Source organism: Salipiger sp. ABN3_019 (assembly GCF_056158605.1).
Genome location: NZ_JBSWTP010000009.1, coordinates 2,246,532 through 2,260,589, shown reverse-complemented (window position 1 = coordinate 2,260,589; position 14,058 = coordinate 2,246,532). Strand labels below are relative to the sequence as shown.

At 65.4% G+C, this 14,058-nt stretch carries 15 protein-coding genes; 10 read left to right on the top strand and 5 right to left on the bottom strand.

Going from position 1 to position 14,058, the window contains the following annotated elements:
• Positions 1 to 58 precede the first annotated feature (58 nt).
• Complete coding sequence (gene lipA / locus ACXAD2_RS19155; RefSeq protein ID WP_475173093.1) at positions 59 to 1,009, bottom strand: lipoyl synthase; 951 nt, start codon at positions 1,007 to 1,009, stop codon at positions 59 to 61.
• Positions 1,010 to 1,288: 279 nt separating this feature from the next.
• On the opposite strand from lipA, the gene ACXAD2_RS19150 reads away from it, so the two are divergent.
• Positions 1,289 to 1,837 carry a peroxiredoxin gene (locus ACXAD2_RS19150; protein WP_066100290.1) on the top strand — a complete coding sequence of 183 codons (549 nt, stop codon included), beginning with the start codon at positions 1,289 to 1,291 and terminating at the stop codon, positions 1,835 to 1,837.
• 89 nt (positions 1,838 to 1,926) lie between these two features.
• On the opposite strand, the gene ACXAD2_RS19145 is transcribed toward ACXAD2_RS19150, so the two are convergent.
• The 4 genes from ACXAD2_RS19145 to ACXAD2_RS19130 form a co-directional block, all read right to left on the bottom strand.
• Positions 1,927 to 3,213: an MFS transporter gene (locus ACXAD2_RS19145; protein WP_475173089.1), complete on the bottom strand. Its 1,287-nt coding sequence runs from the start codon at positions 3,211 to 3,213 to the stop codon at positions 1,927 to 1,929.
• Between the two features lie 184 nt (positions 3,214 to 3,397).
• The gene (locus tag ACXAD2_RS19140; protein WP_475173086.1) at positions 3,398 to 4,180 is read right to left on the bottom strand and encodes a maleate cis-trans isomerase family protein; all 783 of its coding nucleotides are present in this window, start codon (positions 4,178 to 4,180) and stop codon (positions 3,398 to 3,400) included.
• Positions 4,177 to 5,334: a M24 family metallopeptidase gene (locus ACXAD2_RS19135; protein WP_475173083.1), complete on the bottom strand. Its 1,158-nt coding sequence runs from the start codon at positions 5,332 to 5,334 to the stop codon at positions 4,177 to 4,179. The genes ACXAD2_RS19140 and ACXAD2_RS19135 overlap by 4 nt, the downstream gene beginning before the upstream one ends.
• Positions 5,335 to 5,382: 48 nt before the next feature.
• Positions 5,383 to 6,045 carry a helix-turn-helix transcriptional regulator gene (locus tag ACXAD2_RS19130; protein ID WP_475173081.1) on the bottom strand — a complete coding sequence of 221 codons (663 nt, stop codon included), beginning with the start codon at positions 6,043 to 6,045 and terminating at the stop codon, positions 5,383 to 5,385.
• Between the two features lie 250 nt (positions 6,046 to 6,295).
• On the opposite strand from ACXAD2_RS19130, the gene ACXAD2_RS19125 reads away from it, so the two are divergent.
• The 9 genes from ACXAD2_RS19125 to ACXAD2_RS19085 all read left to right on the top strand — a co-directional run bounded on the left by ACXAD2_RS19125 (position 6,296) and on the right by ACXAD2_RS19085 (position 14,050).
• Entirely contained in the window at positions 6,296 to 6,514 is a 219-nt protein-coding gene (locus ACXAD2_RS19125; RefSeq protein ID WP_224904315.1) for a twin-arginine translocase TatA/TatE family subunit, read from the top strand.
• Positions 6,515 to 6,517: 3 nt separating this feature from the next.
• Positions 6,518 to 7,000, top strand: a complete 483-nt coding sequence (gene tatB, locus ACXAD2_RS19120; RefSeq protein WP_475173073.1) for a Sec-independent protein translocase protein TatB — start codon at positions 6,518 to 6,520, stop codon at positions 6,998 to 7,000.
• Entirely contained in the window at positions 6,997 to 7,926 is a 930-nt protein-coding gene (tatC, locus tag ACXAD2_RS19115) for a twin-arginine translocase subunit TatC (RefSeq protein WP_475173069.1), read from the top strand. Before tatB ends, tatC begins: the two co-directional genes overlap by 4 nt.
• A 41-nt stretch (positions 7,927 to 7,967) precedes the next feature.
• Positions 7,968 to 8,765 (top strand): ATP-binding protein, encoded by a 798-nt coding sequence (locus ACXAD2_RS19110; protein WP_475174967.1) that lies wholly within the window; start codon positions 7,968 to 7,970, stop codon positions 8,763 to 8,765.
• 159 nt (positions 8,766 to 8,924) lie between these two features.
• Positions 8,925 to 9,608 (top strand): HAD family hydrolase, encoded by a 684-nt coding sequence (locus tag ACXAD2_RS19105; protein WP_475173062.1) that lies wholly within the window; start codon positions 8,925 to 8,927, stop codon positions 9,606 to 9,608.
• A gap of 2 nt (positions 9,609 to 9,610) precedes the next feature.
• Positions 9,611 to 10,573 (top strand): sugar-binding transcriptional regulator, encoded by a 963-nt coding sequence (locus ACXAD2_RS19100; protein ID WP_475173059.1) that lies wholly within the window; start codon positions 9,611 to 9,613, stop codon positions 10,571 to 10,573.
• A 118-nt stretch (positions 10,574 to 10,691) separates the two neighbouring features.
• On the top strand, positions 10,692 to 12,008 hold the full coding sequence (locus ACXAD2_RS19095) for an ABC transporter substrate-binding protein (protein WP_475173056.1): 1,317 nt from the start codon (positions 10,692 to 10,694) through the stop codon (positions 12,006 to 12,008).
• Between the two features lie 250 nt (positions 12,009 to 12,258).
• Positions 12,259 to 13,131: a carbohydrate ABC transporter permease gene (locus ACXAD2_RS19090; RefSeq protein ID WP_066100260.1), complete on the top strand. Its 873-nt coding sequence runs from the start codon at positions 12,259 to 12,261 to the stop codon at positions 13,129 to 13,131.
• Positions 13,132 to 13,219: 88 nt separating this feature from the next.
• Complete coding sequence (locus ACXAD2_RS19085) at positions 13,220 to 14,050, top strand: carbohydrate ABC transporter permease (RefSeq protein WP_066100257.1); 831 nt, start codon at positions 13,220 to 13,222, stop codon at positions 14,048 to 14,050.
• Positions 14,051 to 14,058: the final 8 nt, after the last annotated feature.

The following is a 14,058-nucleotide window of genomic DNA, read 5'->3' as shown; positions in this document are numbered from 1 at the left end:
ACGAACGCCCTCGCAGATGACTGCGAGGGCGTTTCCGTTTTGCGAAGATGCGCCGCGCTCAGGCCTTGGCGAGCTTGGCCTCGCGGGCCTCGCGCAGCCGCGCGAAATCGTCGCCCGCGTGATAGCTCGAGCGGGTCAGCGGCGTGGCCGAGACCATCAGGAAGCCTTTGCCGAACGCGGTCTTCTCATACGAGGCGAATTCGTCGGGCGTGACGAAACGGTCGACGCGGTGGTGCTTTGGCGTCGGCTGCAGGTACTGGCCGATGGTCAGGAAGTCGATGTCGGCGGCGCGCATGTCGTCCATCACCTGCACGACCTGCTGACGCTCTTCGCCGAGGCCGACCATGATGCCCGATTTGGTGAAGATATGCGGGTCCATTTCTTTCACGCGCTGCAGCAGGCGCAGCGAGTGGAAGTAGCGGGCACCGGGGCGCACCTCGGGGTAGAGGCCGGGCACGGTCTCGAGGTTGTGGTTGAACACGTCGGGGCGCGCCGCGACCACGGTCTCCAGCGCGCCGGGCTTCGACTTGAGGAAGTCGGGCGTCAGGATCTCGATGGTGGTGGCAGGCGCACGGTGACGGATCGCCCGGATGGTCTGGGCAAAATGCTCGGCCCCGCCATCGTCGAGGTCGTCGCGGTCCACCGAGGTGATCACCACGTGGTTGAGGCCAAGTTTCTGAACCGAGTTGGCGACGCGGCCCGGCTCGAACACGTCGAGCGTGTCGGGACGGCCGGTGGCGATGTTGCAGAAGGTGCAGCCACGGGTACAGATGTCGCCCATGATCATCATGGTGGCGTGGCCCTGGCTCCAGCACTCGCCCACGTTCGGGCAGCCAGCCTCTTCGCAGACGGTGACGAGACCATGCTCGCGCATGATGCGGCGGGTCTCGTTATAGCCCGCGCCGCCGGGCGCCTTGACGCGAATCCAGTCCGGTTTCTTGGGCTGGGCATTGTCGGGCCGATGCGCCTTTTCCGGATGGCGCTGCGCCGGGATCTTCAGGTCTCGCAAAGCGTTTCCCCCGCGATGTGGGTCAGGTTTCCCGCAAGATAGACCGTTGTCCGCGCAGGTTCCACCCCTGCGCCCGGGCCCGGTCCGGCTGCGGGACGGCAGATACGTTATGGTCCCCTACGCCGATCCGGCACAAAGCGCAATTGCTGAGCAGGCAGGCCCGCTTGTGCATCGCTGCGGCACCCGGGGCAAGATCGGCGGTTGCGTCTTCGGAGCGGCGAAATTATCCCAGCGTCAGGGAGGAAATCGAAGTGCCAGTTACACGAAAGGACCTGTGCCATGAAAGCCGGTGTCGCCCTCCCCAATGTCACCTTCCGCACCCGCGTGCGTGACGAGTCCATCGAAGGTCCGAACCCCTTCCGCTGGCAGGACATGACCACTGCCGATTATTTCAAAGGCAAGCGCGTCATCCTGTTCTCGCTGCCGGGCGCCTTCACCCCGACCTGCTCGACCTACCAGCTGCCGGGCTTCGAGAAGAACGCCGAGACCTTCCGCGCGCAGGGCATCGACGCGATCTATTGCATGTCGGTGAACGACAGCTTCGTGATGAACCAGTGGGCGAAGTCGCAGAACCTCGAGAACGTCTCGGTCATCCCCGACGGCTCGGGTGAGTTCACCCGCCGCATCGGCATGCTGGTGAACAAGGACAACCTCGGCTTCGGCATGCGCTCGTGGCGCTATGCGGCGATCATCAACGACGGCGTGGTCGAGGCATGGTTCGAAGAGCCGGGCCTGTGCGACAACCACGGCGAAGACCCCTATGGCGTCTCCAGCCCGGAAAACCTGCTGGAGTATCTCGCCAGCGCCAAGGCTGAAGCCGCGGCCTGATCGCGCTGCGGTCTTTGAGGCAAAAGAAAACGGGCCCTCGGGCCCGTTTTTTCATGTCTGCCTTATGTCTGTAGATCCGCGGCAGGGCGTCAGTGGCCCTGCGTCCCGGCGTTTTCCTCGGCCTCGGCGGCAGCTTCCTCTTCGGCGGCGGCCTCGGCGTACCACTCATAGGCCGCACCGACCGCGACGGTCGACGAGTTGGGCAGAACGTTGAGATATGCCGACCCATCGCCATCCGCCGCCTGACGGCGTGTCATCCGCCACGCGGTATAGATCGCGATCATCGCGAATAGCACGGTCAGCACCGCCCAGAAGCTCTGCGGCCCGGCGATGTCCATGGCCTGACCGGTGACCAGCGGCCCCGCGATGGCGCCGACGCCATAGATGAACACCATGCCGCTCGCCGCGGCGGGCATGTCCTCAAGCTCGAGGTAGTCGTTGGTGTAGGCGATGAAGAGCGAATAGAGCGGGCTGGCCATGCCGCCCATGATCAGACCCGCCACCAGCAGCGCGGTCAGCGAGTGGCTGTAGAAAAACGCGATGCCGCAGGTGAGGGCGCCCACCGCCGCCAGCGTCAGGATCATCACCCGGCGATCCATCAGGTCCGACAGCCAGCCCACCGGGAACTGGAACAGGAACGAGCCCATGAAGAGCGCCGCCACGAAGCCCGAGATCTCTTGCACCGACAGCCCGACCTTGGCGCCATAGACCGACGCCATGCCCATCTGCGCCGAGAACACTCCGCCCAGCAGCAGCGTGCCGACCGTGCCCAGCGGCGAGCGGTCGTAAAGCTGGCGCAGGCTCATCGGTTTGATCAATTCCACCGCCGGGATCGGCACCGCCGACAGCAGCACCGGGGTGAAGGCCACCGACACGAGGATCGAGGCGACGACAAACAGCGAGAACCCCGCCGCGTCGCCGAAGTTCAGCAGGCCCTGCGCCGCCACCATGCCCAGCGTCTGCGCCACCATATAGGCCGACAGCAGCGTGCCGCGGGTCTGGTTGGTGGCGCGGTCGTTGAGCCAGCTTTCCGAGGTCACATAGAGCCCCGACAGGCAGAACCCCAGCAGCACCCGCAGCGCGATCCAGCTCCATGGGTCCGACAGCAGCGGAAAGGCGATCAGCAGCGCCGACATCATCGAGCCGAGCGCCGCGAAGACGCGCACGTGGCTGACCTTGCGGATCATCTTCGGCGTCAGTCGCGAGCCCACGAGGAAGCCAAGGAAATAGCCCGAGGTGATCAGCGACAGCTCGAAGGTAGTGAACCCCTCGATATCGCCGCGCACGCCCATCAGCGTGGCCTGCATGCCGTTGCCGATCATGATCAGGAAGACGCCAAGAAGAAGCGACCAGACACTGGTGACAAGCTGGAACATGAGGGCCTCCGGGGGCGAAATGGGGCGAAGTGAGGGGCGATCTAAGGAGGGGCGGGCTGCGGGCGAATCTTAGCGGCTCGATGCCTGTTGAGGCCTCTTGCGTCAATCGCGGATCCGCCGCGCAGAGCGGCTTTTCCGGCACATTTTCGGGACAGATTTTCGGGACAGATTTTCGGGACGGATTTTACTCGGCGGCGCGCAGCGGCGGCGGGCAGGCGCGCAGCAGGCGGCCCGGTCCTCGCGCCTGCTGACCGGCGAGCCGCGCCAGATGCCACGCCAGAACGCTGTTGCTGGCCAGCACCGGCAGCCCCGTCGCGGCCTCGAGAGCGTCGATGGCGGGCAGGGCGCGCAGGTTGGTGCACGACAAAAAGAGCGCGTCCACCGGCTCGGGGGCCTGCGCGATCAGCGCTGTGCCCGCCTCGACGATCGAGCTTGCCGAGATGCGCACCACGCGGGCCTCTTCCTCGATCTCGAAGCTGCCGAAGACAGGCGTGTCGATCTCCGCCGCCGCCAGCACCTCGCGCAGCCGCTCCGAGACCTCGGGCAGATAGGGCGACAGCATCGCCAGCCGCCGCACGCCAAGGCCACGGCAGGCGGCGATGAGCGCCGAGACGGGCTCGGTCACCTGCGGCACGTCGATGGCCTTGCGGATGCGCGTGGCGACCTGCGCGGCACCGATCTGCGCGGTGCCCGAGGTGCAGCCATAGCCCACCGCCGCCAGTTCCGCGCCCTGCGGGAAAAGCGCGGCAGAGGCGGTCATATAGCCATCCATCGCCGCCAGCGTGTCAGGCGTGACCTCGGCGCCAGAGGGGATGCGGCTGACCAGAAGTTCCAGTTCGGGCGGCATCAACTGGCGAAAATCCGTCTCGATGGTTTCATCCGATTGCAGCACGATCAGGCCAACCTGCGCTGCGCGGACCGGGTCCAACTCATGCGGGAAATGCAGTCCTTTCAGGGCGTCGCTCATACCGGCACCTCCGGCAGGCTGGTGGCGGGGGTGGTGAGCCATTCGGCACCGGTTTCGGTGATCACGATGTCCTCCTCATGCACCAGCATATGGCTGGGAGAGAGCGCGATCCCCGGCTCCAGCGTCAGCACCATGCCCGGCTCCAGCCGCGTGTCATCGGCGGCGATGAGCGAAGGCGGCTCGGTCAGCTGCATGCCCAACCCATGTCCCAGCCGCCCGACGTCCGACCCGCCGGTGATCGCGGCCATCGCCCGGAACAGATCGTTGGCGCGGGCACCGGGGCGGGCGGCGGCGAACCCCGCCTGCACCGCATCCAGCAACTGCGCGTGGGCATCAAGAACACCGGGCGCGGCGGTGCCGAGCGAGATATTGCGGTCGAAGTCGCAAAAATAGCCATCGCGCATCAGCCCGGTGTCGAGCATCAACACGTCGCCCTCGCAGAGCGGCGTCTGGCTGGCCGGAGAGATCACGTCGCCATAGCCGTCCGGTCCGGCGGCCCCGGCCAGATAGGGCACCCAATCGGCGCCTTCCTCCAGCGCGAGGATCTGGAAGCGTCGGAACACATCTGACAATGGCACGCCGGGCCGTAGGATCTCGGGCAGGCGGGCGAAGGCGCGGGTGCCGACGTCGCAGGCGGCGCGGATGCAGGCGATCTCGGCCTCGGATTTCACCATGCGCAGCTTGCGCATGATCCCCGCATCGGGCCCGAACAGCCGGTCGGGCAGCCGGTGCTTCAGCGCCTCCCAGTCGGTCAGCGGCATGCGCAGGTGGGTTTCGCCGCCGCTCGGCACGCCGACCCATTCGCCCGGCGGCACCGCCTCGGCCAGCGCCTCGGCCAGCAGCGAGATGCCATCGTCCTCGTAATCGGGGGAACTCCAGCAGCGGATGTCGGTGATCCAGCTTTGCGCCATCAGATGCGCGCCGATCGAGGGGATCACCGCCACCGGATCGCCCTCGGCCGGCACCACAAGGAACCATGGCCGCGTCGGGCTTTCCCAGAACCGTGTCAGGAAACCGGTGAAATAGCGCACCTCGGGCTCGGTCGTCAGCAGCAGCGCAGAGATGCCCGACATGGCCATACGCGCCTGCGCCCGCTCCAGCCGGCTGTGGTATTCGGAGGGGAAAAAGCCCCGTGTGGCAACGCTCTGATCCATATCTCAGCGTCGCCGCGCCAAGGCCCCTCGGTCAAGCGCGAAGCGCGGTCAACGGGCCTGCGCGCGGTAATCGGCGAGGCTCTTGCCCGGTTCATCGACGAAGAGGCCGGGCAGGGGCGTCACGGCGCTCACTTGATCGATGCGGAGGGTCTCGAACCCGCGCGCCGTCTCGTTCCACGCGATGCAGGTCCAGATCCGGCCCCAATAGTCCATGTGCAGCGGGCGCAACTCCTGCGGCTCGGAGCGGTCCTTCAGCGTCACGCGCAGCTTTTGCCGGGCGCGGATCGCGGCGCGGAAGTCGGGCATGAAGCGAAACCCCTCGGCGGCATCGCGGAACGGATAGGTGGCAAAGCCAAAGGCTCCCTGCGTCTCGCCATCCTCGGGCAGCAGCGCATCGATGCGGGCGGAAAGGCTCTCGGCGGCCTGCGCCAGATCGGGCATCCCGCCCTGACCGACGGCGGCGAGGCCGAGGTGCAGCGCCTCGAGCTCGAGCTCGCTCAGGTTCAGCGGCGGCAGGGTGAAGGCGGCGCGCGCGGTATAGCCGCGCCCGCGCTCGCCCTCGATCGGCACGCCCGAGGCGGCCAGCGTGTCCATGTCGCGATAGATGGTCCGCACCGAGACGCCCAGCTCTTCGGCCAGCGCCTCAGCGGTGTGCAACGCGCCATCCTTCAGCCGCTGCATCAGCGCATAGAGGCGGTCGGTCTTCTTCATCACGCGGGCTCCTAAGGGCGGCGATTCGGGCATTTCGCGACTCACTGCGCGTGGCCCAACTGACAGATTATTGGCACCTGACAGGATAATGTCACAAAGCCGAAAGAAAACCCCCGGCGGCGCGGGCGCTGACAGGCTTTGACGCTTTCGTGTCGCGTGGAAGACGCCTAGAAACCGGGGAACAAAGTGCGACGTGCCGCCCGGGGGCCGATGGCCCGGGACAGTGGGCGGCGAATTGGAGACTAAGGACATGCTCAACAATATCGGCCTTCCCGGCCTTCTTCTGATCGCGGTCGTGGTGCTGGTTCTGTTCGGCCGCGGCAAGATTTCCAGCCTGATGGGCGAAGTCGGCAAGGGCATCACCGCGTTCAAGAAGGGCGTGAGCGAAGGCGGCAAGGAACTCGAAGACGAGAAAGCCGAAGAGGCCAAAGACGTCACGCCCGCCGAGAGCGAGAAAGACAAGGTCTGATCCATGTTCGATCTTGGCTGGTCGGAACTGATGGTGATCGGCATCGTTGCGCTGATCGTCGTTGGTCCGAAGGATCTGCCCGTGCTGTTCCGCAACGTGGGCCGCTTCATGGGCAAGGCGCGCGGGATGGCGCGCGAATTCAGCCGCGCGATGAACGACGCCGCGGATGAATCGGGCGTGCGTGACGTGGCCAAGACGCTGAAGACGGCGACCAACCCGGTGAACTCGGCCATGGATGGGGTGCGCGACGCGGCCAAGTCGATGACCGACCCGACGCCGCCGAAGAAGTCCGAAGGGTTGAAAGAAGATCCCGGCGCGCTCGACGCAGAGCGGGCCGAGAACAAGCAGAAGATCGAGGCCAGTGCCGCCCGCGCCGCCGCCGACCGCCAGAAGCGCGAGGCAGAGGCCGCAGCGAAACGCGCCGAGGACGCCGCCAAGAAGGCCGAAGAGCTGGAAGCGGCGATGAAGAAAGACGGTGAGGCATGAGCCAGATCGACAATGACGAGATCGAGGACAGCTCGGCCCCGCTGATCGAGCATCTGGCCGAGCTGCGCACGCGGCTCATTCGCGCTGTTGCGGCCTTCATCGTCGGCATCGTGCTTGCCTTCACCGTGGCCGAGCCGATCCTGCAGTTCCTGCTCGGCCCGATCGAAGAGACGCTGCGCGCGCTTGGCGATCCGTCGCCGACCATGCAGTACACCTCGCCGCAGGAATATCTCTTCACCCTGTTCCGCATCTCGATGGTGTTCGGCTTCGGGCTCGCCTTCCCGGTGATCTCGTTCCAGCTTTGGCGCTTCGTGGCGCCGGGGCTCTACAAATCCGAAAAGAACGCCTTCCTGCCGTACATGATCGCCTCGCCGATCATGTTCCTGCTCGGCGCCAGCTTTGCGCACTTCGTGGTGACGCCGCTGGCGATGCAGTTCTTCCTCGGCTTCGCCGACGTCAGCTCGATCTTCGCCAACCTTCTGGCGCAGGCCACCGACGGCATTCCGTCGAACCTGCCCGCCGACACCGCGGTGGTCCCCGAGACGACCGAGGGCATGAAGATCACCTTCTTCGGCAAGGTGAACGAAAGCCTCGACATCACGCTCAAGTTCATCGTCGCCTTTGGCCTGTGCTTCCAGCTGCCGGTGCTGCTGACCCTGATGGGCAAGGCCGGGCTGGTCTCTGCCGCGGGTCTTGGCTCGGTGCGCAAATACGCCGTGGTGGCGATCCTCGTGCTGGCCGCGCTGGTCACCCCGCCGGATGTGACCACGCAGGCGATCCTCTTCGTGGTGGTCTACGGGCTCTACGAGGTGTCGATCTTCCTCGTGCGTATCGTCGAGAAGAAGCGTGAGAAAGAGCTGAAGGCGCAGGGCCTGTGGTTCGAGGACGAGGATGAAGACGAAGGTCAGGAGGACCGAACCCCGTGACGAGTAACGCGTTGAAACGCATCGCGGCGGCGCTGGAGCGTATGGCTCCGGCGCCGCTTGCCGCTCCGGATCTGGACGCGGCGGACGCTTTCGTGTGGCACACCGAGCCCGACCGGCTGGAGCCGGTGGCGCAGGTGAACCGCGTGGCGCTGGATCTTCTGCTGGGCATCGACCGCTCGCGCGACACGCTGCTGTCCAACACGCTGCAATTCGCCCGCGGGCTGCCCGCCAACAACGCGCTGCTCTGGGGCGCGCGCGGCATGGGCAAGTCGAGCATCGTCAAGGCGGTGCACGCCGAGGCGCTGCAGCGCGGCGAGCGGCTGAAACTGGTCGAGTTGCAGCGCGAGGATCTGCCCTCGGTCAGCCGCCTGCTCAACGTGCTGCGCGGCGCGCCGCATCGGTTCGTGCTGTTCTGCGACGATCTGTCGTTCAGCCATGACGACCAGCACTACAAAAGCCTCAAGGCGGTGCTCGACGGCGGCATCGAAGGGCGGCCCGACAATGTGCTGTTCTACGCCACCTCGAACCGCCGCCACCTGATGCCGCGCGATATGATCGAGAACGAGCGGTCGAGCTCGATCAACCCCTCCGAGGCGGTCGAAGAGAAGGTTTCGCTGTCGGACCGCTTCGGTCTGTGGCTGGGCTTCCATCCGTGCTCGCAGGATGAATATCTCGACATGATCCGTGGCTATTGCGCGGCCCACGGCGTGAGCATCGACGAAGAGCGCCTGCGCGCCGAGGCGATCGAATGGCAGGCCACGCGCGGCGCGCGCTCGGGCCGGGTCGCCTGGCAGTTCTTCCTCGATCTGGCAGGGCGCGAGGGTGTGGCGCTCGGCTGAGGCCGTTGCTTGAGTATTTCTGGAAAGATGAAAGGGCCGGGGTTCTTCCTCGGCCCTTGGTCTTTTGGGGCGGGCTTTCATCTTTCCACAAATACTCGATTACACGGTTGCCGCCGGGCGCGGCTTCTGTCGTTATGTTGACATAACGAGGGGGCGGGCGTGACACAGCCGATAGAGCTGGTGCTTTTCGATTTTGACGGCGTGGTGGTGGACAGCGAGATCATCTCGCTGCGGATGCTGGTTGCCGAACTGGCGCAACATGGGGTGAGCGTCGATATCCCCTATGTTTCGCGGCATTTTCTGGGCCGCAGCTACCCGGTGGTTCTGGCGCAAATCCGCAAGGAATTCGGCATTCTGCTGCCCGAGGGCTTCGAGGCCGACTACCGCGCCCGGCTCTTGACCGCCTTCGAGGCAGAGGGGCTGCGGGTGATGCCGCATCTGCGCGAGGTGCTGGGCGGGTTGCGCGTGCCTTACGGGCTGGCGACAAGCTCGAGCCCGGCGCGGGTCGCCTCCAGCCTTGCAATGACCGGCCTCACCGAGGCGTTTGCGGGCCGCATCACGACGGCATCGGAAGTGGCGCGCGGCAAGCCCGCGCCGGATCTTCCGCTGCACGCGGCGGGCAAGTTTGGCATCGCGCCAGAGCGCTGCCTGCTGATCGAGGACTCGCTGGCGGGCATCGCCGCGGGGCTCGCGGCGGGGATGCAGGTCTGGCAGTTCACCGGCGGCAGCCATATGGCCGAGGGCGCGGTTGCCGCGGACCCGGACGCGCTGCCGCACCGACAATTTGCAAGTTTCGCGGAACTTCCGCATCTTGCACCACAGGCTTTTATCAGGGGGGAGTGATCATGGCCTTGCGCAGCATCGATGAGGGGGAAGCCTCGCCGCAGGACATGTCGGCCCGGGCCGCATGGCTCTATTACGTGGGCGGGCTGCGGCAGGATCAGATCGCCGACGAGCTTGGGATTTCGCGCCAGCGCGCACAGCGTCTGGTGGCGCGCGCCATGGCCGAGGGGCTGGTGAAGGTGCGCATTGACCACCCGATCGCCGAATGTCTCGAGCTTGAACAGCAATTGCGCCAGCGCTTCGGGCTGGTGCGGGCGCGGGTGGCGCCGCGCGCCGATGGCGGGCAGGACGCGCTGCGGGCCATCGCGCCCTTTGCCGCCGCCGAAATGGAGCGCATCTTCGCCAATCCCACGCCGCAGCTGATCGCGCTTGGCACCGGGCGGACGCTGCGTGCGATGATCGAGCAGATGCAGACGATCAACGCCGGGCATCACCGCATGGTCTCGCTGATCGGCAACGTCGCGCCGGACGGGTCGGCGTCCTTCTACGAGGTCATCATGCGCATCGCCGACAAGACCGGGGCGCCGCATTACCCGATGTCGGTGCCGGTGATGGCGCGCGACGCCGAAGAGTTCGCCACCTACCGCAGCCTGCCGCATGTGGTCAGCTCGCGCGCCTTGGCCAAGGAGGCGGATGTCACCGTGGTCGGAATCGGGCAGATGGCGGATGATGCGCCGCTGTTTGTGGACGGGTTCATCACCGCCGATGAGTTGAGTAGCCTGCGTTCCGCTGGCGCTGCAGGCGAGTTGGGCGGCCATGTCTTCGATTCCGAGGGCCGCTACCTCGAGCATCCGGTAAATGAGTTCATGGTTGGCGTGCGGGTGCCGCAGAACCAGAATCCGGTGATCTGCGTGGCCGGAGGTGTGAGCAAAATCAAAGCCTTGCGCGCTGCTCTTAAAGGTCGGCTGGTGCAGGGTTTGGTTACCGACGAACTGACCGCAGCCGAAATCCTCAGCACTTCCTAAAGCTTTTGACGCCAAATTGGGCTTGACTCAACTCGTGTCGTTGGGTGAGCTTTTGCCCAGCACGCGGGCAGTTGCTCAACCTCGATTGTCCAGTGTCGGAATTCAGGGAGGATTTCTCATGTCAGTTACCATTCGCGCGCTGATGGGCGCGTGCGCGCTCGGTGCGCTTTCCACCGCGGCCATGGCCGAAACCACCATCACCGTTGCCACGGTGAACAACGGCGACATGATCCGCATGCAGGGTCTGATGGACGCCTTCAACGAGCAGCACCCCGACATCAAGGTCGAGTGGGTGACGCTGGAAGAGAACGTGCTGCGCCAGCGCGTGACGCAGGACGTGGCCACCAAGGGCGGCCAGTTCGACGTGATGACCATCGGCACCTATGAGGTTCCGATCTGGGGCGAGCGCGGCTGGCTGGTCAGCCTCGACGACATGCCCGAGAGCTATGATGCCGACGATCTGCTGCCGGCGATCCGCGGCGGTCTGACCGTCGACGGCTCGCTCTACGCGGCACCGTTCTACGGCGAAAGCTCGATGGTCATGTACCGCAAGGACCTGATGGACGCCGCCGGTCTGGAAATGCCCGAGGCGCCGACCTGGGACTTCATCAAGGAAGCCGCGGCGGCGATGACCGATAAGGAGGGTGAAGTCTACGGCATCTGCCTGCGCGGCAAGGCGGGCTGGGGCGAGAACATGGCCTTCCTGACCGCCATGGCCAACTCTTACGGCGCGCGCTGGTTCGACATGGACTGGAAACCGCAGTTCGACAGCGACGCATGGAACGCGGCGCTGACCGACTACCTCGAGCTGATGAACAACTACGGCCCGCCGGGCGCGTCGTCGAACGGCTTCAACGAGAACCTCGCGCTGTTCCAGTCGGGCAAATGTGGCATGTGGATCGACGCCACCGTGGCGGCGTCCTTCGTGACCAACGCCGAGGAATCCTCGGTCGCCGATCAGGTCGGCTTTGCGCTGGCGCCGGACAACGGGCTTGGCAAGCGCGGCAACTGGCTCTGGGCATGGAACCTCGGCATCCCCGCAGGCACCCAGAAGGAAGACGCGGCCAAGACCTTCGTCGAATGGGCGACCTCGAAAGAGTACCTCGAGCTCGTGGCCTCGAAAGAGGGCTGGGCGAACGTACCGCCGGGCACCCGCACCTCGCTTTATGAGAACCCCGAGTATCTCGAGGCGGCACCCTTCGCACAGATGACGCTGGACTCGATCAACGCCGCCGATCCGCAGAACCCGACCGTCGACGAAGTGCCCTATGTGGGCGTGCAATTCGTCGCCATCCCCGAGTTCCAAGGCCTCGGCACCGCTGTCGGCCAGCAGTTCTCGGCCGCGCTGGCCGGGCAGGTGACTGCCGAGCAGGCGCTGCAGTCGGCACAGATGCTCACCGAGCGTGAGATGATGAAAGCCGGCTACATCAAGTAAGCCCCGAAGCGGGCGGGCCTGCTCCGGATGGAGGTCCCTTCGGGGACCGGGGCCCGCCACCTCCACAGTTTCGGAGGCTTCACCGGTTCGGACCGCGGCGGGAGCGTGCCGCCAGAGCGCGCCCCGCAGCGGGGGTCTCACCTCACCGGGACCCGCGTCACGCATCGAACCAACCTTCTTCCGGAGAGATGACGGCTCCCCCCCTCTGCCGCATCGCTCCGGAAGGTTTCATTCCACAGGGAGACAGGCCATGGCCACCAAAGCTTCGCGTGCCGCCGCCCGGCTCATGATCTCGCCCGCAGTTCTGCTGCTGCTGGGCTGGATGATCATCCCGCTGTCGATGACGCTCTATTTCTCGTTCCTGCGCTACAACCTGTTGATGCCGGGTATGGAAGAGTTCACCGGCTGGACCAACTACCGCTTCTTCCTGACCGATCCGGCCTTCTCGGCGGCGCTGTGGAACACGCTGCTGCTGGTGGGGGGCGTTCTGCTGATCACCACCGTGGGCGGCACGCTGCTGGCGCTGCTGATGGACCAGCCGTTCTGGGGGCAGGGCATCGTCCGCATTCTGGTAATCGCGCCGTTCTTCGTCATGCCCACCGTCTCGGCGCTGGTGTGGAAGAACATGTTCATGAACCCGGTGAATGGCCTCTTTGCGCATCTGGCGAAGTTCTTTGGCCTGCAACCCTATGATTTTCTCGCGCAGGCGCCTTTGGGGTCGATCATCTTCATTGTCAGCTGGCAATGGCTGCCCTTTGCGACGCTGATCCTGCTGACCGCGCTGCAGTCGCTGGACCAGGAACAGCTGGAGGCCGCCGAGATGGACGGCGCCGGGCCGCTGTCGCGCTTCTTCTACATCATGGTGCCGCATCTGGCGCGGGCGATCACCGTGGTGATCCTCATCCAGACGATTTTCCTGCTGTCGGTCTTTGCCGAGATCCTGGTGACCACCAACGGCGGTCCGGGCGTGGCGTCGACCAACCTGACCTACCTCATCTACATGCAATCGCTGCTGCAATTCGACGTGGGTGGTGGTTCTGCCGGGGGCGTGGTGGCGATCATCCTCGCCAATATCGTGGCGATCTTCCTGATGCGGATGATCGGCAAGAACCTGGAGGCCTGAGCGATGACGATGCGCAGCACAGCGCGGCCTGCGGCCGCGGACGCCTCCGGCGGGAGTATTTTAGGAAAAATGAAAGGGAGGGGCTGAGATGGCGCGCGCAGTGACAAACCGGCGCAAGGCGGTGGTGACCGTTCTGGCCTGGCTCGTGGGGATCGCGATTTTCTTCCCGATCCTGTGGATCGTGATCCTGTCGTTCAAATCCGAGGGCGACGCGATCAAGACGCCCTTCGAGGTGCTCTTCTCGAACTGGACCTTCGAAAGCTACGCCACGGTGCAGGAGCGCTCGAACTACTTCCGGCACTTCTGGAACTCGGTGGTGATTTCGCTGGGCTCGACCGTCATCGGCCTGTTGATCGCCATCCCGGCGGCCTGGGCCATGGCCTTTGTGCCCGGCAAGCGCACCAAGGACGTGCTGATGTGGATGCTCAGCACCAAGATGCTGCCGCCCGTCGGTGTGCTGGTGCCGATCTACCTGCTGTTCCGCGACGCCGGGCTGCTTGATACGCGGCTGGGTCTGGTGATCGTGCTGACGCTGATCAACCTGCCGATCATCGTGTGGATGCTCTACACCTACTTCAAGGAAATCCCCGGCGAGATCCTCGAGGCCGCGCGGATGGATGGCGCCTCGCTGAAGAACGAGCTCATTCACGTGCTGACGCCGATGGCGGTGCCGGGGATCGCCTCGACCCTGTTGCTCAACATCATCCTCGCATGGAACGAGGCGTTCTGGACGCTGAACCTGACGGCGGCCAAGGCGGCGCCGCTGACGGCTTTCATCGCCTCCTACTCCAGCCCCGAGGGCCTGTTCTACGCCAAGCTCTCGGCGGCCTCGACCATGGCCATCGCGCCGATCCTCATCATGGGCTGGTTCAGCCAGAAGCAACTTGTCCGCGGCCTGACTTTCGGCGCGGTGAAATAAGAAGGACC

Bases quoted from the DNA above. Each gene is read 5' to 3' on its own strand.
- ACXAD2_RS19150 (WP_066100290.1), top strand. From the start codon at position 1,289: ATGAAAGCCGGTGTCGCCCTCCCCAATGTCACCTTCCGCACCCGCGTG.
- ACXAD2_RS19145 (WP_475173089.1), bottom strand. From the start codon at position 3,213: ATGTTCCAGCTTGTCACCAGTGTCTGGTCGCTTCTTCTTGGCGTCTTC.
- ACXAD2_RS19140 (WP_475173086.1), bottom strand. From the start codon at position 4,180: ATGAGCGACGCCCTGAAAGGACTGCATTTCCCGCATGAGTTGGACCCG.
- ACXAD2_RS19135 (WP_475173083.1), bottom strand. From the start codon at position 5,334: ATGGATCAGAGCGTTGCCACACGGGGCTTTTTCCCCTCCGAATACCAC.
- ACXAD2_RS19130 (WP_475173081.1), bottom strand. From the start codon at position 6,045: ATGAAGAAGACCGACCGCCTCTATGCGCTGATGCAGCGGCTGAAGGAT.
- ACXAD2_RS19125 (WP_224904315.1), top strand. From the start codon at position 6,296: ATGCTCAACAATATCGGCCTTCCCGGCCTTCTTCTGATCGCGGTCGTG.
- tatB (WP_475173073.1), top strand. From the start codon at position 6,518: ATGTTCGATCTTGGCTGGTCGGAACTGATGGTGATCGGCATCGTTGCG.
- tatC (WP_475173069.1), top strand. From the start codon at position 6,997: ATGAGCCAGATCGACAATGACGAGATCGAGGACAGCTCGGCCCCGCTG.
- ACXAD2_RS19110 (WP_475174967.1), top strand. From the start codon at position 7,968: ATGGCTCCGGCGCCGCTTGCCGCTCCGGATCTGGACGCGGCGGACGCT.
- ACXAD2_RS19100 (WP_475173059.1), top strand. From the start codon at position 9,611: ATGGCCTTGCGCAGCATCGATGAGGGGGAAGCCTCGCCGCAGGACATG.
- ACXAD2_RS19095 (WP_475173056.1), top strand. From the start codon at position 10,692: ATGTCAGTTACCATTCGCGCGCTGATGGGCGCGTGCGCGCTCGGTGCG.
- ACXAD2_RS19090 (WP_066100260.1), top strand. From the start codon at position 12,259: ATGGCCACCAAAGCTTCGCGTGCCGCCGCCCGGCTCATGATCTCGCCC.
- ACXAD2_RS19085 (WP_066100257.1), top strand. From the start codon at position 13,220: ATGGCGCGCGCAGTGACAAACCGGCGCAAGGCGGTGGTGACCGTTCTG.